Source organism: Streptomyces ortus (assembly GCF_026341275.1).
In the GTDB taxonomy this organism is placed as follows: domain Bacteria; phylum Actinomycetota; class Actinomycetes; order Streptomycetales; family Streptomycetaceae; genus Streptomyces; species Streptomyces ortus.
Window position 1 is genome coordinate 304,834 of sequence record NZ_JAIFZO010000002.1, and the last position, 18,700, is coordinate 323,533.

Here is an 18,700-nt window from a genome sequence, read left to right on the forward strand (position 1 = left end):
CACCAGGGCGCGCGTAGGGCAGGAAACAACGACGCCCCGCAGGACGCCGCCGGGGCGTCAGAGCGAAGCGATCAAACCGGCTGCGTCAGGCAGCTCGGCAAGACTGAGAGGCGTACCCGGAACCCGGTCACCCACGATCATGTAGCGGCGGTCCGAGTACACCTCGACCGCCAACTCGCCGCGGCGGATACGCCGGCCGTGCTCGACCGCACCGCGGAACCACAGGTGCAGGCCAGTACCGGACCGGCCGCGCTCCATATACGTCGGCGGCAACTGGTCGGCGATCGTCTGCGCCCACGGCAGGATCTGGCCGTCCTCGACCGCATGGTCCAGGTCGATGACCACGATGCCGTCGCCAGCCGTGAGGACGAAGCCGACGCCGTCGCCAGCGCGGGACGCAGTGGCCGCGGCGTAGTCCGACCAGGACGACGGGTCCTTCACCGAGGCGAAACGGCCATCGACGCGGAGCGGCACCTTGTCCTTATGCCGCACCCAGCGAGGACGCGACGTCAACTCGGCCGGGATACGGGCCTGCCGCTCGGCAGAAACCCGCGCCTGACGGGCAGCGATCCGTGATCGACTCGCCCGCTTCCTGCAGGTCGCACCGCAGTACTGCGCATCGGCCCGCGCCATCAACGGCAGCGGGCCAGCGCACTGCTCGCACTCGGTGCGGCGGGTCACGGCGGTCGACGTCATGCGTCCAGTCTAGCCAGCGAATGTCACGGCTATCGGGGCCTGACCTGCATCGTTACCATCCTGCGACACGGTCCGCCAAGCCGAGTGGACTAGACCGGTGCGCCATCACCGCAGGTCAGCAGCCTTGGAAACCCGGGGGCGATGTCGAGAGCTATACCAGCCCGAGGAGTGGATCAAGGGGGGAGGGGGGTACCGTGCCACCCCTCCCATGCGCAGCTACCTCTACGCGGCCGGCCGGCGACCGACGTCTGCCCACTCGCCGTCGTTCTTGATCAGATTGCAGTAGAAGTGAGCCAGTTGGACGTTCGCGGGTTCGTGAGTTCCACCTCGCGACAACGCGATGATGTGATCCAGTGTCGGCGCTTGAGGGTGAGGAACGACCTCGTCCCGCAGTACTGCCTCACCGCACAGCTGGCATGTCCACTGGTCCCGCTCGTACACGTCTGGTCGACTGACGTGCTGAACGAAGGCGTCACGTTCCATGGCGCGACGCCTGTCCTTGGCTGCTCGCCTGCTGCATCGACGTGAGCAGTTCCGGTCTCGCGGGTTGTCTGTGATGAACCATGTCGAGCACATCGGACAGCACGCGCTGAACCAGCGTCGTCGCAGTGGACGCAAGAGGATCACGGTTGCCAGGCGTGGCGCTCGCAGTAGCGGCTTCCAGGCCAGCTCTACCTGTGCGTGCCGAGCATGGCTCGCCTTGTACCAGCATGAGTGCGAGCAGTATCGAGACGTCGGCTTGGTCACGACTGCCTCTGTCCCGCACTGAATGCAGGTGATCCGATACGCCTTGACCCGGTCCCCGTCGTACTGCCTGCTGTAGTACACGCCATGCTCAGCCTTGTGTTTCCTCTGGAACTCGGCTTGGCGTGCGTTGCGGAATTGCCGCTTGCACTCTGGGGCGCCGCATTGAACGCGGCGCGGGTTCGTCATAGGGCTGCCGCAGTACGGGCAGGGGCGGGCTTCGGCCTCGCGTTGGGCAGCTGCCCTTGCTCGCATCTTCACGAGCCGCTGTTCGTAGCGGCCGTCCTTGCGGGCCCGCTCGTTGCTCAGCGCATTCCTGCATGCTGCCGAGCAGTACGCGGGAATGGGTCCGCCTCGCCCGACTTTCTTCTCGGTGCCGCAGCGGGCGCAGTTGATGAAGGTGGGGCGTATAGCCTGTGTCATGTCGACCTGTTCGCTCAGGCTGGCCACGGCCCCGGGAGCGCTCCAACGCTCGCCGGGGTTTCTTCATCCCATTGTCGCAATTCAACTGACGTTTCGTGGGGCTTTGTTGGTCATCGACGGCGACCCTTGGTGCCTCGGTTGGCCTTGGATCCGGGCCATGCACCGGTCGCCTCGTGGAACCTGAGGGCGCAGTACCCGCGCGCCCGGGGTCCCATGAAGCGCTGCACGCGAGACACGCAGCGGGTGAACGATCCGTTGCGCATCCCGTATCCGATGCCGGCTGCTTTGCCCCCACTGGTCGGCCGGTCGCTCCAGTAGCGGCGGCCTTCGCGGACGATGCGACGGTTGGACTTGGCGCGACTGGCCACAGCTCTACTCCTTGCGTGGCGCGAGCTCTGTGCCTTCGGTGTTCTGCTCGTCGTCTACCCGTTCGACGCGTGCGACTTGCACTGCTGGGATGGCGAGGACGACGCGGTTGGGTTGGATGAGGTCGCGGTCTTTGAAGAGGACCCAGCCGTCGATGAACTCGACGGTGAGGTCGGGGTCTTCGATGACGGTGTCGTCGCCGCGCCGTTCGGCGTGGACGATCAGGTAGCGCGTCATGGTCACCGCCTGTCCGCGAGAGTGCCGGGTGACGGGATGGCGGGGGCGTGGAGGTCGGCGCTGCCGGTGTGTCCGTGTGGCGGGTGTCCGGCGTTGAAGATGCAGCGCATGGGCTGGCCTGCGGTCTTCACGATGTGGCGGCAGCGGCGTGGGGTGGAGGGTTCGAGCTTCACGACGAGCTGCCAGCCGGGCCAGATCTTCATGCGCTCACCTCATCCCGGGGTGTGGTTCCTGCGGTCTCGTCCGTCCGGGCCGGGGGTTGGCGCGCTGCGCCTCGTTGCCCTCGCGTGACGATTTCTGCAGGTGACAGGGCTCGCAAACTCCCTGGAGCTGCGTGTGGTCGTCGGTCTTGGCCTTGATGTGGTCGCAGTGCGTACTCGGTCGAACGCCGCACAGGACGCAGGTCGGATGCTTGGCGAGCGTCTCGGCGCGCAGGCGAGACCAGTTGCTGGGCAGGCGGCCTTTCCTGTCCGAGTTGGCCCACCCTCCGCTCACAGCCGTCTCCTATTCCTCACCGCTGCGTTCGGTGCTGCTGCCGGGTGACCAGCCTGCGAATCCGGCGCGTCGGTCGGCCGGGCTGTTGGCGGCGGCGATCCCGTAGAGCCGGACGGCGGTTTCTTCGGCTCGCCGGAGTGCGTCGTCGGCGCCGGTCACTTCGACGGTGACTTCTCGGACGCCGTCGGACAACTTCACCGTCACGTCAGGCATCGGCGGATTGGTCGCTCTTCAGTGCGCGGAGGGTGCCGCACTGGTCGTGGGCTACGGGCGCGTTGTCCGTGGAGAGTCCCGCAAGGTCGTAGGCGGAGCATTCCCAGCAGATGATCTGACCTCGGTGCTCGACCGGGCGGTGCAGGTTGCGGACAGCCTCCGTTGCTGCGGCCCGCGCGTCGCGTTCCTTGCGGAGACCAGCAGCGGCGTTGCGGATGTCGTCCCAGTCGCGGAGTCGGTCCATGCCGAGGGCGTCGGCGAGTGCGATCCTCCACCGGGCGAGCCTGTCAGCGTCGCTGGCGATGTCGGTCCGCTCCTGGACGGCGTCGACGGCACGGGCACGCGGCTCGTCGGCGCGGGTCCAGTCGACGGGCTTTCCGCCGATGGTCATCTCGTAGTGGGCGTCCGCCGGGAGGGCGCCGCGTGCCGCGTCGAGGTACGCGGTGGTGTCGTTGGCGGGGATGTCGATGGTTCCGGGGAAGCAGAGGACTTGCCGGGCACCGATCCGTGTGGCGACGTCTTCGGGCCAGCGGGTGATGTCTTCGGCGAGTTCGTCGTCGACTTGGTCGAGGACGAGCACGAAGGGCGTCTCGCTGGCTTCGCCGACGAAGACTTCGGGGAGTTCGAGGATCTGCAGGCGGGCCATCAGGCGCCCACCGCCTTGGTTGTGGTCTCGTCGGCGAGGCGGACGACGCTGAGGACGTTGGCGATGGGGATGTAGGCGCAGGCGGATCCGTCTCCGGCCCAGCCGATGTACTGGCTGCCGGACGGTTCGATGTATTTCGCCTCGATGGTCTCTTCGTGACCGGTGAGGTAGTTGATCGTGTAGCGGGCCATGGCGCGGGCTCCTGTGGTGGGTTACGGCTTCCAGTGCGGCCCGCGTAGCGCTTCGGGCACGTCGCTGGTGGTGATGGGCGGGGTGGGCGGCCGTGGGTGGTCGAGTCCAGCGAGGGTCTCGGGGGTGATGTCGTGGGCGTGCGCGAGATCGGTGACGGTCGGGCACGGGTAGGGCACGAGGTACTGGTAGCCGTCGCCGCCGTCTTCGCTGCACGTCCGGCACTGCCAGCCGTCATCAAAGCCGGTCCCGTTCGGCTGCGGCGCGTGTCGGGCGAGGATGCGGCGGTCCGCCTCGCAGCGGCGCAGGATGGGTGCGGCTTCGCCGCTCGGGATGCAGTCGTCTTCGATCGACCGCTCAACGGCGTCGACTTGCTGGGTGATCCAGGCGTGGAGGTCCATTGGCGCGGGCTCCGTGGGTCAGGTGAGGTGATATCCGGCGGTGTCGTAGTAGTCGATGCCGCCGAGTTCGATCCGGTCGCCGACGTGCGTGAAGTAGGGGCTCATGACGGCCGCGTCGGGCGGGGCGTCGGGGGCGATCCAGGTGAGGATGACGTGCTCGCCGTCGCGGCGCCGGGATTCTTCACTGCCGGGCAGCAGGTGCTTGTGCTTGTCGAAGTCGGCTTCGCGTTCCGGGGCGACGCGGAGTTCGACGCGGGTCTCGCTCACGTCAGGTCCTGTTCGGCTGCGATGACGACGCGGCGGGCGAAGAGAGTGAGGGTGACGGTGACGAGTTCGTCGTCGCGGCTGGTGATCTCGTGGACGGTGATCTCGGCGTCGCGCGGAATGAGGAGCGACTGTCCGTTGATGCGGACGTCGTTGGGGGTGATGACGCTGCCGCCGCTGGTGCTGTCGGTGGCGCGCCCCTTCTCGACGACCTCAATGACGGCAGCCTGCGGACCGCTGGTCTTCGCGGCGGCCTTCTTGCTGGCCTTCTTCTTCGGCCGCCCCGCCCAGTAGATGACGGCCGTGGTGATCGCGGCGAGCCAGGCGAGGGAAGTCAGGACATGGTCAGTCATGACGTCGCCTCCGGCTCGTCGTCCGCCTTGGGGAAGAACTCGGCCATGAGGTAGTCCCACGCCTTGGCTGCCTTGTCGGCGACCTCGTTGCCACGCGCCTGCTGCACGTAGGCGGCGATCGCCTCAGCCTGCGAGCGGACTTCGGCGGGGACGGCGTTGAGGACGCCCTTCAGGCACGGGTCGCTGGAGGCGTGCTGGTCTTCGTGACCTTGCACGGCGATGATCAGATTCCATGCCCACAAGGGCAGGTCGGGGGAAGCCATGGGCGCGGGCCTTCCGGGTGGGGTGGTCAGGCGAAACTTGCGGGGATCTCCACGCGGTAGCAGTCGCTGCCGTCGGCGCGTTGAGTAATCCGGGGTCGAGCATCCGCAGGGACGGTTGCGCCGCCGCGTTCGACGAGCGTGCGCCCGTAGGCGAGCGCGTCGTCGGGGTCCGGCGCTTCTCCGAGTCCTGCGAGTTCGAAGGCGAGGAAGCGGCCGGTCATGCGAGTGCCCGCCGCACGCCCTCTTCGAGGGTCACGGTCGGCTGGTAGACGTCGAGCATCCGCTTCGGATCACAGACGCGGTGGTGGACGCCTTGCGGTGCGGCGGGCAGGTGCTTGAACTCGGGCCGGTATCCGGCTTCGGCGGTGACGAGCCCAGCGAGTTCGTCGAAGCTGGCCGCCCGGCCCCAGCCCACGTTGATCGGCCCGGTGGCGTCCTGGTCGACGGCCGCGAGCGTCGCGCCAACGAGATCGTCAATGTGGACCCAGTCTCTCGTCGAGCTGCCGTCGCCCCAGATTTCGAACGGGTCCTGCCGCTCGCGGGCCCGGCGGATGAACGCCGGGAACGGGTACACGTCGTCCTGGTCGGTGCCGTAGCCAGAGAATGGCCGGAGGACGTGCACCCGGCAGCCCTCAGCTTCGGCGTACTGCGCGAGCTGCTCGCCGGCGAGCTTCACGAGCCCATACGTCGCGTCGGGCCGGCCGGGCTGCTCGTAGTCGATGTCCGTCTCGACGAGCCGGCGGACCGGGCCCGGCTGCTGAAGCGCGACCGGATAGGCGGCAGACGAGCTGAAGTACACGGCGCGCGGGGTGCCGGTGCGGACGAGCCACCGGAAGTACCAGGAGTCCAAGGCCAGGTTGGTGGCGACTCCGAGCGGGCTGCCGTCGATGCTGGCCCGGCCGCCGACGATCGCAGCCGCGTGGATGGCGAGGTCCCAGCGGCGGTCATCGGTGCGGAAGAAGTCGAGGGCGTCGCCGCTGCGGGCGAGGGGGGTGGCGTTGAGGTCGATACCGAGGACGAGGTCGCCACGGTCGAGGAGCGCGCGGTGCAGGTGGCGGCCGACGAAGCCGGACGCACCGGAGAGGAGGACGCGCATGGTCACCTCCGGGGGTGGTCGAGCCGTCCTCGGCAGGTGACGTTGTGGCGCCCGAACAGGCGGCAGGCAATCCGGCGCGGGGCGCAGTAGGCGAAGTCCCACGGCTCCGTGAGCGCGTACCGGAGCCAGTAGGTGGCCGCGTTGCGGCACTCGCTTCGCCCTCGGTACTCCCAGCGGCGACGTGGCGAAGCCTGCCGGGGCGCGAGCGCTTCACGCATCAGCCGCCCGCCTTCACGGCCCGGTAGACCCCCCACGGCAGTTTGCTGTCGACGGGTTCGAGCCCGATGCGCGCGCAGGCGTCGGCCTGCTGCTGCGGGGACCAGGTGGTGACGCCGATCCACGAGTCGGCCTCTTCGGGCGCCTCGGAGACGGGCCAGTCGAGGACGAGGATCCCGCCGAGTTTGGTGGCGGCCCGCAGGCGTTCGATGATGTGCAGGCAGTCGGTGTAGCTGTGGTGGATCAGTACGGCGAGGCTGTAAACGGCGTCCATGCGGCGGCGCCCGAGGTGTCCGGCGATGCCGTCGGCGGACGCCTGAACGAGTGTGATCCTGTCGCGCTGGAAGATGCGTTCATCGAACCGGTCCAGCATGTTCTGCGAGCTGTCAGCAGCGGTGACTTCGTAGCCACGGATAGCCATGGGGATGGCGACCCGTCCGTCTCCGCAGCCGAAGTCCATGACCTTCGCCCCGTCGGGGATGACGGTGGCGAGCATGTCGGCCTGCGCGCGGCCCGACTCCCAGTAGGCATCCTCGGAGACGCGACGCAGCGGGTGAATCGCCTCGGGGTCGGCGACGTCCCACGCTTGGATGACGGCTTCGGCGGTCACGAGGCCTCCTCGCAATCCGCAGCGACGTGCCACGAAGTGGCGGCGTCCTCGGCCCACGGGGCGTTCGACCCGTGAGGGGTGAGGTAGTCGGCGTCGCCCGCGAAGGCGAAGCCGGTCCGGCCGACCACGACCAGGCTCGCTATCCACTCACCGTCGGTGCCGTTCGGGCAGCCGTCCAGCGGCTCTCGGTTCAGGAATCGCGGGACTTCGCTGATGAAGGCAAGCCGACATGGAAGCGGCTGGTCCGTGCGACGATCTCGCTCGACGTAGTGGACTTGGTCGCCGAGGTGAGGTTTCACGACGCCTCCTCGACGAGCGCCCGCAGTTTGGCGAGGTCGGCTTCGAGCCCGCCGTTGTCGCGGTAGTCGATGTAGGCGGCGCCGTCGGCAGACGCCCGTTCGGGGCTGTTGCAGTCCTCGTAGACCTGATCAAACGCCGCCTTGCCCGCCGCCGGATGTAGGTGCTCGATGACCATGTCGTCGAGATAGGTGATGCGGCCCATGCCGCGACCCCACTCGACCCAGCACAGATCGAGACAGAGATGCACCAGGCAGTCAGGCGCGAAATACCCCAGCGCCTCGACGATGTCGGAGGTCATCGCGACAGCGGTCGCCATGGCTTCGCCTTGCAGCAGGTCGTTGCCGTATACGATGCCGGGCCCGCCGGACAGGCACTCGCGGATGCGGGCGTCCCACGCCATCGCAGCGGGCCGGGGCCGGTGGTCGTCGCCCATGAACGCGAGGAACCGGTAGTTGGGCGCGTTCTTCACCGCCGCCTGGTTCAACGTGCCGCACAGCCGCTTCCGCGCCCAGAACACGAACCGCACCCGCACGTCGCCGGACAGCTCCTTCGCCACCGCCTTGTACGCGGCCAGCTCCGGATCGTCCTTGTCGACACAGAACAGCAGATCGGCGGTCGCACCGGTGTCGTCCCACGCCTGCACGATCTCGCGCACAGCACCGGGGCGGCCTCGGGTGGGGATGATGACGAGCAGGTCGTCGGCCATGGCGCGGGCTCCTTACTGCGGGTCCGCCTCGACCGGCTCGTAGGTGGCAGCGAAGATGTCCGGCTTGCAGGGATAGAACTCGTTCTGTACTCCCCGGATAATCCAGTCGTCGAGGTCTGCGCGCATGTCGCCTTCGAGGGTGCGGATGCTGATCGAGTGCGGCGTGTCGCCGTCGTTCTCCTGGCAGCGGTCGGGGTTCGAGCACGTGTAGGTCGCGGTCGAACCGCTGCTGAGGATCCAGTCGATGATGGGCGTGGCTCCGTCGGCAGTGCCGTCCCACTGGACGGCTTCGATCTCGACGGGCAGCTTGCGGTAGCGGGCCATGGCGCGGGCTCCGGTCAGTAGACGATCAGCGGGTCCCCGGTGAGGTACACCGGGTTTTCGGAACCGGCAGCCCACGACAGCCACACCCGGTACTCGCCCGGTTCGAGCGTGGTGGTGCCGCCGTTGGGGCCGATCAGGATGCGGGCCGCAGGAGCCGCCCACTCCCCCGTCACCCAGTCGCCGACCTCCGGATTGCCGGTGCTGGAGGCGGGCAGGAACGCGAACTTCGGCGGCGAGGCGACGTTGATGCTGACGCCCGCCACCTTCGACACCGCGGTCACCCGCACGTACTCGGTGCTGCTGGCCGCGAGTTTCATCGCCATGGGCCGCTCACCGCCCATCCGCTGTGGGCCCGCCCGACGAGCGTGTCGACGTCGGACTGGTCGGCGCCGGACAGGTCCGCGGACAGGTTGGAGTCCGCGTCGAGGACCGCGTCTGCGTGCGCGGTGAGGACGGCGGCCGAGCCGAGGGCGGCGTCTGCGGTGAGGCCGGCACCAACAACGGTGATCGCAGTCGCCGCCGCGGTCTGGGTGCTGTCCGCGGTCAGGGCTGCGGTCGCCGTCCACACCGCCCCGTCGGACAGGGTGTTGACGTTGTCGAACTCGGCGTAGTCCGTCGTGCCGGTGTTGCGGTATCCGTACAGGTCGAGGGCCGTCGTGTCGACGCTGGACGTCACCCACGCCGGGGTCGCCAGTGTGCGCCGGTTCGTCCACGTCGTGCCGTCCGGGCTGGTGTCCCACAGGACGTTGCCGCCGGTCTCCCGCAGCCGCAGCCACAGGTGCGTCGTCGCGTTGTAGGCGATCTCGACGGCGGCGCCGTCGAAGTAGGCGACGTTGCTCTGCATGCGCAGCACGTTGGTGACGGCGTTGTACTTGAAGCCGATGCTGGTGCCGTCGACGTTGCTGGTGACCAGGAAGTTCACGGACACGTCGGTGCCGATGGACGCGACCGGCCGGGTGACGAGTTTCAGGTAGACGGCGGCACCGGCGAACGTCCAGGCGCGGCCCGTCTGGTAGCCGGCATAGGTGGCTGCGACCAGCGGAATGCGGGCGCGGCCCCCGGTCTCTGTGACGCCCCCGTAGGAGTCGCCCCACTCGGGCCCGATGATGTTGTCGTTGAAGTTGTCGACGAGGCTGGAGAGGCTCGGCATGCGGGCCCCCTATCAGGCCAAAGCAAACGAGAGTGCACCAGCCACGATCTTCAGCTCGTCCCCGGATCCGACGGTGCGGGAGGCGCCGAGCGCCCCGTACCAGAGGCGGACCGGCGCCCCGGCGTTGTCCCACACTTCGACGCCGACGACAGTCGCGGCGGGCATGCCGGTCCAGGTCAGGTCGGCCGAGTTGCTGGTGGCGCCGTTAGTGGCGGCGGCGACGGTCATGTTCTTGCGTGCGTAGGATCCGCCGGCGACTTCGGTCCCGGCGCTGGTGTCGGAGCCGTTCGCGGTGACGAGGGCGACCTTCAGCGGGGTGGTCGGCGCCGTGGCGCTGTTGCCCATGATGAAGTCGAGGCACCGGTTCTCGGCCGTGTTCGAAAGGTTATCGGCTATCGGACTCGCCCCCTTCAGGTGACGGTGAGGATTCCGGCGGGCCGGACGATGTCTTCGCTGCCTGGCGGGTCGATGTTGATCCACACCCGGTAGTCGCCCGCCACGAGGACGGTGTCGGTGTCGGGGCCGATGAGGAGGCGGGCGTTCGCGCCGGACCAGGCGGCGGTGCGCCACTCCGAGTCGGCCGGGCTGGCCCGGTGGGCGACGACGGCCAGGCGGACGGGCATGCCGGCGAGGTCGGTTCCGGTGGGTGCGGTGACGGGGACGTGCAGGTATTCGGTGCTCGAGGCGGGGATCACCATGGGGCGCCCACCTCCCAGCCGGCGGTTCGGGCCGTCTGTGTACTCCAGGCGGGCACGTGCGGCAGTCCTGCCGTCCACGGGCTGTAGGGGGCGCCGACGGTGACGGTGACGTCGTCGCGGGTGGACAGGATCGTTCCGGCGGCCGTGAGGGTTGCCGTCGCGGTGAGCGCCGCACCGCGGGTGGCGGTCGTGGTTCCTGCCGCGGCAAGCAGTGCTGTGGCGGCCAGGCTGGCTGCGGCGTTCGTGTCGCGGCGGCCCGCAGCCGTAAGGAGGCTGGCCGCGTTCAGGGCTGCGGCGCCGATGACGGGCGGCGTGCCTATAGCCCCGGCGGCCGTCAGCGTGGCTGTGGCGGCGAGTGCGGCCGTGCCGTCGTGGGCGACCTGTCCCTGAGCTGCCAGGGTGGCCGCCGCGGCGAGGCTCGAACCGGCTACGGCGCTGCGCTGTCCGGCCGCCGCGAGGACCGCAGCACCCGCGAGTCCAGCGTCACCGACGGTATCGGTCTGTCCGGCTGCGGCCAGGAGTGCGGTTGCGGCGAGTGCCGAGCCGGTTGCGGTAGCGCGTACTCCGTCTGCGGCGAGGCCGGCGGATGCGTCGAGCGCTGCGTCCGCCGGGTGGTCCGTGAGTCCGGCGGCAGCCAGGACGGCGGACGTCGCGGCACTGCTGGCACCGACGACGGTGACCGTGCCGGCTGCCGTCAGGGCCGCCGAAACTGTGAGGCCGGCCGCCGTGGACGCTCCACGGGTGCCGGTCGACGTCAGGCCGGCTGTTCCTGTGAGCGCCGCGCTGCCTGCCGTGGCGCGCTGGCCCGATGCGAACAGGGCTGCGGTTTCGGCGAGGGCGGAAGCGCCTGCTGTCGCCCGCTGGCCGGCCGCCGCAAGTGCGGCGGTGCCGGTGAGTGCCGCGTCGCCTGTGGTTCCGGAGACGACGTCTGCCGCGGTGAAGTCGTCGAAGCGGAGCGCGGCCACGCTCTCTGCACGCAGCCCGACGCTGGTGCCGGTGGCGACGTTGGTGTCGGTGACAGAGACGCGCTGGATGCCGTTGACGAAGCCTTTGATCGTCGATCCGACGGCCTGGACTTTCGCGACGTCGCCTGCGACGGCTGCCGCGGTGTAGCTGCCGATACTGATGAACGATCCGCCAACGACGGCGAAGAGGGTCCAGTTCGATCCGTCGTTGCGCCACAGGTAGCCGCTGGTGATGTTGGTGTTGCCGCGGCACCAGATGCCGTGGCTGACGGATGCCGTGGTGGCGATGGTGACCTGCGCGGAGTGGTCGTTGCTGGCCATCGCTCCGGCGGCCCGGAGGATGATCGTGCCGCCCGCTGAGCCTGCCGACAGCCGGTTGGTGATGATCGACCAGTCGCCGGAGACCTCGACCCATCCGGCGCCGAGGCTCGTGGAGTCGGCGCGGTTGAAGTCGTCGGTGAAGGTCGCCATGACCCCTCCTGATCAGGCGGTCATGCAGCCTGCGGAGTGAGGGCCGCCGTGAGCGTGGACAGCGTGAACTGGTCGGCGGACGCCCACGCCTTGGAGGCGGTCAGCGCCACCGAGAACAGGAGCGTTCCGGCGGAGCTGGCGGTCCACACGGAAATGTGGGTGAGGGTCTCGCTGGTGCCGCCGTTGGTCCACGCCGCGGGCGCGCCGCTGAGCGCGAGGGCGGACCCGGACGCGGAGGCGGCGAAGGTGAAGGTGTTGCGGGTCGTCGAGCCGACGCTGACGTTGGCGGTCCCTGCGGCGCCGGGGTCGCCGGTGTGCAGTTGGGCGAACGTTCCGGCTACCGGCCCGTAGGCGGCGCCTGCGGTGCGAAGTGTGTTGAGCCAGTTGGAGACGAGGCTGGGGGCGAGTCCTGCGGTCACTGCTCCACCTCGTCGGTGTCGGGGGTTTCGGTGTCGTCGGGCGGTGCGGGGGTGACTTCGCCGGACGCTTCCACGGTGATCACATAGGTGTCGGCCACAGCGACGCGCCTTCCTGTGCAGCGCCGCTGTGGCGCGATTGGGGGTGTCCCGCCGCCCGGCATGGGTGAAGTTGGGCGGCGGGACGCCGGGGCGGTGAGCAGGCGCCCCGGCTTGAGGTTTTCGTCCGCCCGAACCCCCACCGGGTTCGGGCGGACGGTGGGCCGAGCGCTGGGGGCGCTACAAGACCCGGCCCTGCGTCGACCACCGCGCAGGGGGCTTCAGGCGGCGAGTAAGGCCGTCTCGCGTATGGGTGGTGCCGGGGTAGGGGAGATCAGTTCGCGGGTGTCGCTGTCCCGTTTGGCGGGCTCGACTTCCATCAGGTCGTAGCGGGCCGCCTTGCCCTTGCCGTAGACCGAGATGCGCCCCTCGGAGGCCCACCGCCAGATGGTGCCTACGGGGCGTCCGGCCCAATAGGCCATATCGGCTGCTGTGGCGAGTGCGACGGAGGGCATGGTCACCTCCGGGAACGACAAAGGCCACCCGACAGGGGTGGCCTTAGCGCGAAAGTCGTGCGATCTAAGCAGATGATCGCTTCGGTTCTGGGGTCGTGTCAAGTCATTCGTGTGGCGCATGTCAAGTGGTCGGACTCTGCTCGTCGTCGTCGAACAGCGGCCGGATGACGTGGAGGTACTCCCAGATCCAGACGCCAAGCTGTTCGGCGGCGGCGTGGTAGCCCTCGGTGCGGATTCGCCGGTTCGGCCGCCACGTTCCGGCGGCGTGACGGTTGAACCAGTAGGTACAGCGCGGGGACATGACGGGCGGCGGCTGGTTCCAGTAGGTGGTGGCGTCGTCGACGGGTGGCGGCTTGTGGCCCCACGGCGGGGCGGTCACGGTGCGACCACGACCCGCACCGGCCCGTAGTTGCCCGCGACCTTGGTCCAGGACTCGGGATCCCCGTCGCCCCTGTAGGGCATCCAGGCGACCGGGTAGTAGCCGGAGTTGATCCAGGTGATGCCGCAGTCATCGAGAACTCGCGTACCAGGCGGCGGCTCCGGATCGGCCGACGTGAGCACAGTTGCTTCGCTCACGGCGCCCACTCCTCCCCTTTGTGGTCCGGGTGCCCGGCGAACGGCTGCGCGAGGATCTTCAGTGCTCGCGGGATGTGCGTGGGGCGTGGCCCGCCGGGTCGGGGGCGCCGCCAGTAGGATTCTTCGGTGTAGTCGAAACGTTCCCAGCCTTCGCGGCCTGCGTCGGTGTTGCGTTCCCAGCCGGGTTCGAGGTTGCCGTAGTCGTCGTGGGGCGGCACGTCAACGTCGTCCCACTGCTTGCGGGGTCCTTCGGTGGTCGCGTACTCCCATGCCGGGTGCGCGCGACGGGCGTGCAGTTCCGGGTCGGCCTCGGATTCGGCGGCCGGGGGCTCGTAGTCCAGCTCGTCGACGAGGGCGAGTTTGGCGTCCAAGTCGGCGATGACGTCCGGGTCCGGCGCGGGCACGGTGGCGACCTCGTAGTACTTGTCCGCAGGATAGGGGTGCCCGTCCACCAGGAGGGTTGAGTTCCCTGATTCGTGAACGATCTCCACATCGCGCCCGTCGAAGACGCTAGGGATCTGGCGGCGCCAGCCTTCCGCCTTCGTTCGCGCCTCCGCGTATCGAGCCCGCAGGAAGTCGGCGATGTCGCTCATGCTGCCTCCGTGGTGTGTCCGATGGCCCGGCTTTCGAGGGCGTCGGTTTCGATGTCGATGGCGGCTGCGGCGGTGTGGAGGTCGCAGTCAGGGTCGTCGGCGAGGTTGCGGCAGGATTCGGCGATGGCGCGGAGGAGGGCGAGGACGGCGTCACGCGGCATGAACGGCTGCCCGGTGTTGGCCGTCACCATTGGCAGGCTGTCGGCGGCGTGCGCGAGCGGGGCGGTCACGCTGCTTGCCCATCCGCTGGAAGTTGCCAGCACGCGCTGGTGCAGTCGCCTCCGTCGTGAGGCAAAGCGGCGCTGTCCATCTGCTCGAAGGGCACGGACTTCATGGCTTGCAGGCACCATGCACCCTTTTCGGTGAGCCACGATCCGTTGATGGTGGACCCGTGTTCAGTGAGCCCTGCCGAGTCGAGGACGGACATGATGATGTGGTGCGCGGCTCCTCCTCCGGTAAGGACTTCGGCGAGGCGCCAGCGCTCGTCCTCGTAGAACGGAGCGAGCGCCAGCAGGTCACGGACCAGTGCGTAGGCGTCATCAGGGCTTCCGCAGCCACACAGGCCGAGGCCCTCGTAGAAGACCTTGTAGAGGTGGTCGCGGGTCGCTTCGTTCGCGTTCACGCCGCCACCCCTTCCTGCCGCTGCTGTTCTTCGGCGGCCACGGCTTCCTGTGCGGCCCGGAGTTGCCGCCAATCCCCCAGCGTCTCCCACCGTGTCCCGCACGCCCCGCATCGGACCCGGTGGCTTGCGGCGGTGGCGGTGAGCGGCTGCCCGCACAGGCTGTCGTCGTCGTAGCGGGCAGGACAGTTGCCGATCTGGACGCGGCCGGGCTTGCGTTCGTCGCTGTCGATCGCGCTGCATTCGCCGTGCAGGCGCCGCAGGTCGTCGATGTCCTGGCCGACCGACTCGTAACGCTCGCAGGCCCAGGGCAGGTTGTTCGCAAGGAACGTGACACGCTTCGCAACGGAGACCGCGGGGCGTTGCGTGCGCCAGTGGGGATAGACGCGGTCGCCGTGTTGCGGCTGCCCGAGGCGCATGGTGCCGTCGGCGCCGCGGTGTACCGGATACGTGGTGCGATGCTCGACGGTAGGCGGAGTAGGCCAGCCGAGGGCCTGCCGCCACGCATCTTCGATCGCCTGCAGCCGGGCCGCCACACCACCCGGACCGACCAGGGCGAGAACTTCCAGCCGGGGCGGAATCGGCGGCACCCGACTACCCGACGAGCCGCCGCCTGGACGGCGCGCCCCACGCATCAGCGCCGCAGTCGTATCCAGCTGCCGGAACAGGCCCGGAAGTTCGGCGATGCGGGCCGCGGTGACGTCCTCGCAGGGCCGGCACGCCCATCGTCCAGCTTCGGCCACCCACAGCTGCCGTCCGCAGCGGGGGGTTACGCAGACGGGCCAGGAGTATTCGTCCAGCGTGGCGGGGTGGTCGTGCACGGCAGGCTCCTCGGGTGGTACGGGAAGCAGGGCGACTCTTGAGGCAATGGTGCCCCATAGGGTTGACAACGCGGGCCATTGGTACAGCAAGGGCATGCGGAAGGCCCGCTCCGGTCGGCGGGAGCGGGCCTCAGTCGTGCCCGTCGGGCTGCCGCGTCCGGTGCTGGACGCGGCCCTGCTTGAACCGCACCCGGCACGGGAAGTCGACGTCGGTCACGGCGTCTGCCTTTCGACCCGCCGTGCGAGCATCCGGTCCTTAATCTGCTGCTGGGTGGGCTGTTCCCACTTATGCCAGCCGACTGGGGGTTTCCATCGCTGCGCGTGGGGTCGCTGGTCGCCCCCGCACCAGCGGCAGCCCATTGGGTTCGGCTTCATCGGGCTTGCTCGGTGTTCGTGGGGGAAGGCCACCAGTGCGGGTGCTCGTCTGCCGGGCACTTGGGCCCTTCCGCGTCCAAGCGGTCGATGACCGTCCGGAACCAGTCGAGGGCTTGGGCGTCGTCTCCTTGCCATCCGTGGTGGATGGTCTGGCCGTTGATGACGAGTTTCCGCTGGTGGGGCTTGCCTCGGACGCGGCGCCTGACCCCTCCGCCCCCGGTAGGTGGTGCTGAGCACGTGCTACTCCTCGTCTCGGTGGATGTCGTGGTCGTCGGCGTCCCAGGCCCGGTCGTACCTGGCGGCTTCGGCGGGTGTTTCCTCCCACCAGTCGCGGGCGTGGGGGACGGCAGCTGGCTTGGTCGGGCAGACGTCGGACGCGGGGCCGTTAGGGATGCCGCTGATGCCGACGATGGTGTCGGCGTCGAGTCGCGGTTCCTGGACGAGCCGGTCGGCAACTCGGACGACTGCCGCCCAGTGCCGGTCGAGGGCAGCGTCGGCGAGGTCGTGCACCACGAGGTAGTCGACTTCACGGTCGCCGAATCCGACGTGCGGGTTGATGGTGAGGAACTGGCGCCGGTCGCCGCGCGCTGCAACTTCGTTGATGACTGCCCGCTTCGGCGTCCATAGCCCGGCTTCGCGCATCCACCGGTCGGCGGCCCGTTCTCCGGCTGCGGAGTAGGCGGCGTAGGCGTGTCCGTCTGCGAGGTTGCAGGCGTGGACGACTCCGCCATGATCGCCATCCGCCTCGCCGATAGCGATCTCGGCGGAGTGGAGGTGGCCGCCTCCGAGCAGTACCGCTACGGCATGCCCGGCTTCGTGGATGGCGCGCAGATAGTTGAGTTGGGCGTCGGTGACGTCGATGAGGGTGACGTCGTCGACGTCGGCATGATGGCGGGTGGGGTAGGGCTGGCCGTCAGGGTCTGTGACGACGTGCCAGCCTGCGGACTCGGGGACGGCGGCCGGAACCGTCACGGCGGGGCGGTTCACCAGGGCTCCTCGTCGTAGACGGAGGGCGGCAGTTCCGCCCGGCGTTGGGCTTCCCGGCTGTCGAGGTGCCGCTGGATTCGCCAGTAGCGGGCGCAGTCGACGCGATGGCAGGTGGCGCAGGTCGGGTCTCCGTCTGGCCAGGACGTGTACGCGTCGGCGTGTACTGCCAGGCGTCGCTCTTCGGTCGTGGCCGGTCGCGTGACCCGGTCGGCCCGACGCCGCATCATCCGTTCCCAGATCACGTCGAGGCTGGGCTGCTCCCACTGGTGCAGTTGGATGATGGGCGCCCACTGGCTGCCGTGGTGGTGCTGCTCGTCGCCGCACCAGGTGCAGCCGTAGGGCGGCGTGTCGGTGATGCCTCGGGCGGCGAGACGGGCCCGGATCGCGGCGGTCGTCATCCGTGCCCCACAAGGAGGTACGGGTGCCGGGAGCGGGGTCCGCGACGGTCGACTCGCCATCCGGCTGCGGTCAGCGTCGCAGCGTAGGCGTCGACCATCCGGTGGCGTTCGGCGGCGAGTTCGTCGTCGCTGATCCGGTCCGGGTCGAGGAGGTCGGGCGCCGGGGTCATGTGGGAGACCCGCGCCTTACCCTCAGGCCCGACGACCACGACGAAGCCCGGGTTCGCAATGCGGCCGTACTCGGTCTCGCCGACGCGGACGTGATGCTGGACGAGTTCGTCGATGACCTCTTCGTAGATCGTACTGGCCATCAAGTGCTCCTATCGGTTGAGTGCGGGCAGGTCGCCGGGTCCGGCGATGAGCCCCGGATTGCAGGCGGCCAGGGTCCGGTTCGCCCGCGCGATGCGGGCTTCGAGCCCCTGCCGGGCTTCCGTGTACTGCGGGCCCCGGCAGGTCACGTACAGGCGGACCGCGTCGGCCGCCTCGGTGACCGCAGCCTGCACCCGGGCCGGGAGTTGGGAGGCGGACAGGGTGGCCACCGCATCCGGGATGGGGACCGTGCGCGGCGGGAGGGCGATCATGTCGGGTTTCCTCTCCTCCTACGGGTGCCAGTTGCCGTGCTCGTTCTGGTGGCGGACGTACATGTCGAACGTGCCGGTGACCGGTTTGGGGCAGCGGACGCGGGCCCCGTACTCGCAGGTGGCGGTCACGATCGCGCCGGGGATGGCGGTGTTGTCCGTCCACTGCACGGTGATCTCGTCGCCCGCCTTGAGGCCCTTGTAGTCGTCGGTGGGGGTGGCGAGTTGGCGCTGCAGTTCGGTGCAGTTCGTGCAGTGGTCGGTGGCCATGTGGCGTCTCCGGATCTTCGGTGGGGCCGGTGCTGGTGGGTCAGCTGCGGCGCTGGATTTCCTGGCGGGCGATTTCGGCGCCTCGGGCACAGGAGGCGCGGTCTTCGGCGAGGCGGGCACGCGTGGCGCCGAGCTTCTGCTGGCGGGCCCACTCCGACAGGTCGGCGTCGCCGAGGTTCGCGGTGAAGGACCTGACCTGCTCGTCGGATGCGTATGCGCTGATGGTGGGCGTGGGGCGACTGTTCGCCATGGCGGTCCTTTCGGGAGCAGGGGTTGGGTCAGGCGGCGAGCGCGAGGCGGGCTGCGGCGAGCTTGAACTCCAGCCGGCGCGGACGGTAGGCGAGGGCGATGACCGCGACTTGCTGCGGGGTGAACCTTGCGCAGTCCCGCATGCGGCGCCCGGCATGGGTCCGGCCGGCGGTGCCGACGATGCCGAGCTTGACGGCGACCTTGCGGAGTGTGCCGACCATGCTGGCCGCGTCCCGGTGGGACAGCCCCTGCGCCATGGCGTGGCTGGCCAATGTCCCGGCGCCGTTGCGGCGGATGCGGGCGGCTGCGCGGGTGGTCAGGATGCGGGCCCGGACGGTGGCCCTGCGGGTGCGGTTCGAGCGGATCACGGTTTCCCCCTTGGTGCGGATGTGCGGTGGATCGGCGGGCCCGGCCGGTGAAGGCCGGGCCGCGGGGTGG

37 protein-coding genes are annotated in these 18,700 nt (G+C 69.3%); all 37 read right to left on the reverse strand.

Features of this window, described 5'->3' with window-relative positions:
* Window positions 1-57: 57 nt before the first annotated feature.
* Window positions 58-696 (reverse strand): bifunctional DNA primase/polymerase, encoded by a 639-nt coding sequence (locus K3769_RS04255; RefSeq protein WP_267025106.1) that lies wholly within the window; start codon window positions 694-696, stop codon window positions 58-60.
* Between the two features lie 222 nt (window positions 697-918).
* Window positions 919-1,863 carry an HNH endonuclease gene (locus tag K3769_RS41065; protein ID WP_372515137.1) on the reverse strand — a complete coding sequence of 315 codons (945 nt, stop codon included), beginning with the start codon at window positions 1,861-1,863 and terminating at the stop codon, window positions 919-921.
* Window positions 1,864-2,235: 372 nt separating this feature from the next.
* Window positions 2,236-2,466, reverse strand: coding sequence for a hypothetical protein (locus tag K3769_RS04260; RefSeq protein ID WP_267025107.1), 231 nt, complete (start codon window positions 2,464-2,466; stop codon window positions 2,236-2,238).
* A gap of 2 nt (window positions 2,467-2,468) precedes the next feature.
* Entirely contained in the window at window positions 2,469-2,669 is a 201-nt protein-coding gene (locus K3769_RS04265) for a hypothetical protein (protein ID WP_267025108.1), read from the reverse strand.
* Window positions 2,670-2,970: 301 nt separating this feature from the next.
* A complete protein-coding gene (locus K3769_RS04270) occupies window positions 2,971-3,174 on the reverse strand; it encodes a hypothetical protein (RefSeq protein ID WP_267025109.1) in 204 nt (67 codons plus the stop codon).
* Window positions 3,167-3,820 (reverse strand): hypothetical protein, encoded by a 654-nt coding sequence (locus tag K3769_RS04275; RefSeq protein WP_267025110.1) that lies wholly within the window; start codon window positions 3,818-3,820, stop codon window positions 3,167-3,169. The genes K3769_RS04270 and K3769_RS04275 overlap by 8 nt, the downstream gene beginning before the upstream one ends.
* On the reverse strand, window positions 3,820-4,011 hold the full coding sequence (locus tag K3769_RS04280) for a hypothetical protein (protein ID WP_267025111.1): 192 nt from the start codon (window positions 4,009-4,011) through the stop codon (window positions 3,820-3,822). Before K3769_RS04280 ends, K3769_RS04275 begins: the two co-directional genes overlap by 1 nt.
* Before the next feature lie 21 nt (window positions 4,012-4,032).
* On the reverse strand, window positions 4,033-4,410 hold the full coding sequence (locus tag K3769_RS04285) for a hypothetical protein (protein ID WP_267025112.1): 378 nt from the start codon (window positions 4,408-4,410) through the stop codon (window positions 4,033-4,035).
* 18 nt (window positions 4,411-4,428) lie between these two features.
* Entirely contained in the window at window positions 4,429-4,677 is a 249-nt protein-coding gene (locus K3769_RS04290) for a hypothetical protein (RefSeq protein WP_267025113.1), read from the reverse strand.
* Entirely contained in the window at window positions 4,674-5,027 is a 354-nt protein-coding gene (locus K3769_RS04295) for a hypothetical protein (RefSeq protein WP_267025114.1), read from the reverse strand. Before K3769_RS04295 ends, K3769_RS04290 begins: the two co-directional genes overlap by 4 nt.
* Window positions 5,024-5,290, reverse strand: coding sequence for a hypothetical protein (locus K3769_RS04300; protein ID WP_267025115.1), 267 nt, complete (start codon window positions 5,288-5,290; stop codon window positions 5,024-5,026). The genes K3769_RS04295 and K3769_RS04300 overlap by 4 nt, the downstream gene beginning before the upstream one ends.
* 26 nt (window positions 5,291-5,316) lie before the next feature.
* Window positions 5,317-5,511 carry a hypothetical protein gene (locus tag K3769_RS04305; protein ID WP_267025116.1) on the reverse strand — a complete coding sequence of 65 codons (195 nt, stop codon included), beginning with the start codon at window positions 5,509-5,511 and terminating at the stop codon, window positions 5,317-5,319.
* A complete protein-coding gene (locus K3769_RS04310; RefSeq protein ID WP_267025117.1) occupies window positions 5,508-6,386 on the reverse strand; it encodes an NAD-dependent epimerase/dehydratase family protein in 879 nt (292 codons plus the stop codon). The genes K3769_RS04305 and K3769_RS04310 overlap by 4 nt, the downstream gene beginning before the upstream one ends.
* Window positions 6,387-6,603: 217 nt before the next feature.
* Window positions 6,604-7,212, reverse strand: a complete 609-nt coding sequence (locus K3769_RS04315; protein WP_267025118.1) for a class I SAM-dependent methyltransferase — start codon at window positions 7,210-7,212, stop codon at window positions 6,604-6,606.
* Window positions 7,209-7,511, reverse strand: coding sequence for a hypothetical protein (locus tag K3769_RS04320; RefSeq protein WP_267025119.1), 303 nt, complete (start codon window positions 7,509-7,511; stop codon window positions 7,209-7,211). Before K3769_RS04320 ends, K3769_RS04315 begins: the two co-directional genes overlap by 4 nt.
* Entirely contained in the window at window positions 7,508-8,218 is a 711-nt protein-coding gene (locus K3769_RS04325) for a glycosyltransferase family 2 protein (RefSeq protein ID WP_267025120.1), read from the reverse strand. The genes K3769_RS04320 and K3769_RS04325 overlap by 4 nt, the downstream gene beginning before the upstream one ends.
* Window positions 8,219-8,230: 12 nt before the next feature.
* The gene (locus K3769_RS04330) at window positions 8,231-8,542 is read right to left on the reverse strand and encodes a hypothetical protein (protein ID WP_267025121.1); all 312 of its coding nucleotides are present in this window, start codon (window positions 8,540-8,542) and stop codon (window positions 8,231-8,233) included.
* Between the two features lie 14 nt (window positions 8,543-8,556).
* A complete protein-coding gene (locus K3769_RS04335) occupies window positions 8,557-8,865 on the reverse strand; it encodes a hypothetical protein (RefSeq protein WP_267025122.1) in 309 nt (102 codons plus the stop codon).
* Window positions 8,856-9,692, reverse strand: a complete 837-nt coding sequence (locus K3769_RS04340) for a hypothetical protein (protein WP_267025123.1) — start codon at window positions 9,690-9,692, stop codon at window positions 8,856-8,858. Before K3769_RS04340 ends, K3769_RS04335 begins: the two co-directional genes overlap by 10 nt.
* Before the next feature lie 12 nt (window positions 9,693-9,704).
* On the reverse strand, window positions 9,705-10,172 hold the full coding sequence (locus tag K3769_RS04345; RefSeq protein WP_435369363.1) for a phage tail fiber protein: 468 nt from the start codon (window positions 10,170-10,172) through the stop codon (window positions 9,705-9,707).
* Window positions 10,103-10,390: a hypothetical protein gene (locus tag K3769_RS04350; RefSeq protein WP_267025125.1), complete on the reverse strand. Its 288-nt coding sequence runs from the start codon at window positions 10,388-10,390 to the stop codon at window positions 10,103-10,105. The genes K3769_RS04345 and K3769_RS04350 overlap by 70 nt, the downstream gene beginning before the upstream one ends.
* Window positions 10,384-11,826 (reverse strand): hypothetical protein, encoded by a 1,443-nt coding sequence (locus K3769_RS04355; RefSeq protein WP_267025126.1) that lies wholly within the window; start codon window positions 11,824-11,826, stop codon window positions 10,384-10,386. Before K3769_RS04355 ends, K3769_RS04350 begins: the two co-directional genes overlap by 7 nt.
* A gap of 20 nt (window positions 11,827-11,846) precedes the next feature.
* Window positions 11,847-12,245 carry a phage tail fiber protein gene (locus K3769_RS04360; protein WP_267025127.1) on the reverse strand — a complete coding sequence of 133 codons (399 nt, stop codon included), beginning with the start codon at window positions 12,243-12,245 and terminating at the stop codon, window positions 11,847-11,849.
* A gap of 317 nt (window positions 12,246-12,562) precedes the next feature.
* Window positions 12,563-12,796: a DNA-binding protein gene (locus tag K3769_RS04365; protein WP_267025128.1), complete on the reverse strand. Its 234-nt coding sequence runs from the start codon at window positions 12,794-12,796 to the stop codon at window positions 12,563-12,565.
* Between the two features lie 121 nt (window positions 12,797-12,917).
* Window positions 12,918-13,175: a hypothetical protein gene (locus K3769_RS04370; protein WP_267025129.1), complete on the reverse strand. Its 258-nt coding sequence runs from the start codon at window positions 13,173-13,175 to the stop codon at window positions 12,918-12,920.
* On the reverse strand, window positions 13,172-13,372 hold the full coding sequence (locus K3769_RS04375) for a hypothetical protein (RefSeq protein WP_267025130.1): 201 nt from the start codon (window positions 13,370-13,372) through the stop codon (window positions 13,172-13,174). The genes K3769_RS04370 and K3769_RS04375 overlap by 4 nt, the downstream gene beginning before the upstream one ends.
* A complete protein-coding gene (locus tag K3769_RS04380) occupies window positions 13,369-13,965 on the reverse strand; it encodes a DUF6221 family protein (protein WP_267025131.1) in 597 nt (198 codons plus the stop codon). The genes K3769_RS04375 and K3769_RS04380 overlap by 4 nt, the downstream gene beginning before the upstream one ends.
* Window positions 13,962-14,195, reverse strand: coding sequence for a hypothetical protein (locus K3769_RS04385; RefSeq protein WP_267025132.1), 234 nt, complete (start codon window positions 14,193-14,195; stop codon window positions 13,962-13,964). Before K3769_RS04385 ends, K3769_RS04380 begins: the two co-directional genes overlap by 4 nt.
* Window positions 14,192-14,587 (reverse strand): hypothetical protein, encoded by a 396-nt coding sequence (locus tag K3769_RS04390; RefSeq protein WP_267025133.1) that lies wholly within the window; start codon window positions 14,585-14,587, stop codon window positions 14,192-14,194. Before K3769_RS04390 ends, K3769_RS04385 begins: the two co-directional genes overlap by 4 nt.
* Window positions 14,584-15,405, reverse strand: coding sequence for a hypothetical protein (locus K3769_RS04395; RefSeq protein WP_267025134.1), 822 nt, complete (start codon window positions 15,403-15,405; stop codon window positions 14,584-14,586). Before K3769_RS04395 ends, K3769_RS04390 begins: the two co-directional genes overlap by 4 nt.
* Before the next feature lie 615 nt (window positions 15,406-16,020).
* Window positions 16,021-16,767, reverse strand: coding sequence for a hypothetical protein (locus tag K3769_RS04400; RefSeq protein WP_267025135.1), 747 nt, complete (start codon window positions 16,765-16,767; stop codon window positions 16,021-16,023).
* Window positions 16,764-17,165: a hypothetical protein gene (locus K3769_RS04405; RefSeq protein ID WP_267025136.1), complete on the reverse strand. Its 402-nt coding sequence runs from the start codon at window positions 17,163-17,165 to the stop codon at window positions 16,764-16,766. The genes K3769_RS04400 and K3769_RS04405 overlap by 4 nt, the downstream gene beginning before the upstream one ends.
* Window positions 17,162-17,476, reverse strand: coding sequence for a hypothetical protein (locus tag K3769_RS04410; RefSeq protein ID WP_267025137.1), 315 nt, complete (start codon window positions 17,474-17,476; stop codon window positions 17,162-17,164). Before K3769_RS04410 ends, K3769_RS04405 begins: the two co-directional genes overlap by 4 nt.
* A gap of 9 nt (window positions 17,477-17,485) precedes the next feature.
* Entirely contained in the window at window positions 17,486-17,746 is a 261-nt protein-coding gene (locus tag K3769_RS04415; protein WP_267025138.1) for a hypothetical protein, read from the reverse strand.
* A gap of 18 nt (window positions 17,747-17,764) precedes the next feature.
* Window positions 17,765-18,013: a hypothetical protein gene (locus tag K3769_RS04420; RefSeq protein ID WP_267025139.1), complete on the reverse strand. Its 249-nt coding sequence runs from the start codon at window positions 18,011-18,013 to the stop codon at window positions 17,765-17,767.
* 40 nt (window positions 18,014-18,053) lie between these two features.
* Entirely contained in the window at window positions 18,054-18,263 is a 210-nt protein-coding gene (locus K3769_RS04425) for a hypothetical protein (RefSeq protein WP_267025140.1), read from the reverse strand.
* A gap of 28 nt (window positions 18,264-18,291) precedes the next feature.
* Window positions 18,292-18,630 carry a hypothetical protein gene (locus tag K3769_RS04430; protein ID WP_267025141.1) on the reverse strand — a complete coding sequence of 113 codons (339 nt, stop codon included), beginning with the start codon at window positions 18,628-18,630 and terminating at the stop codon, window positions 18,292-18,294.
* Window positions 18,631-18,700 lie beyond the last annotated feature (70 nt).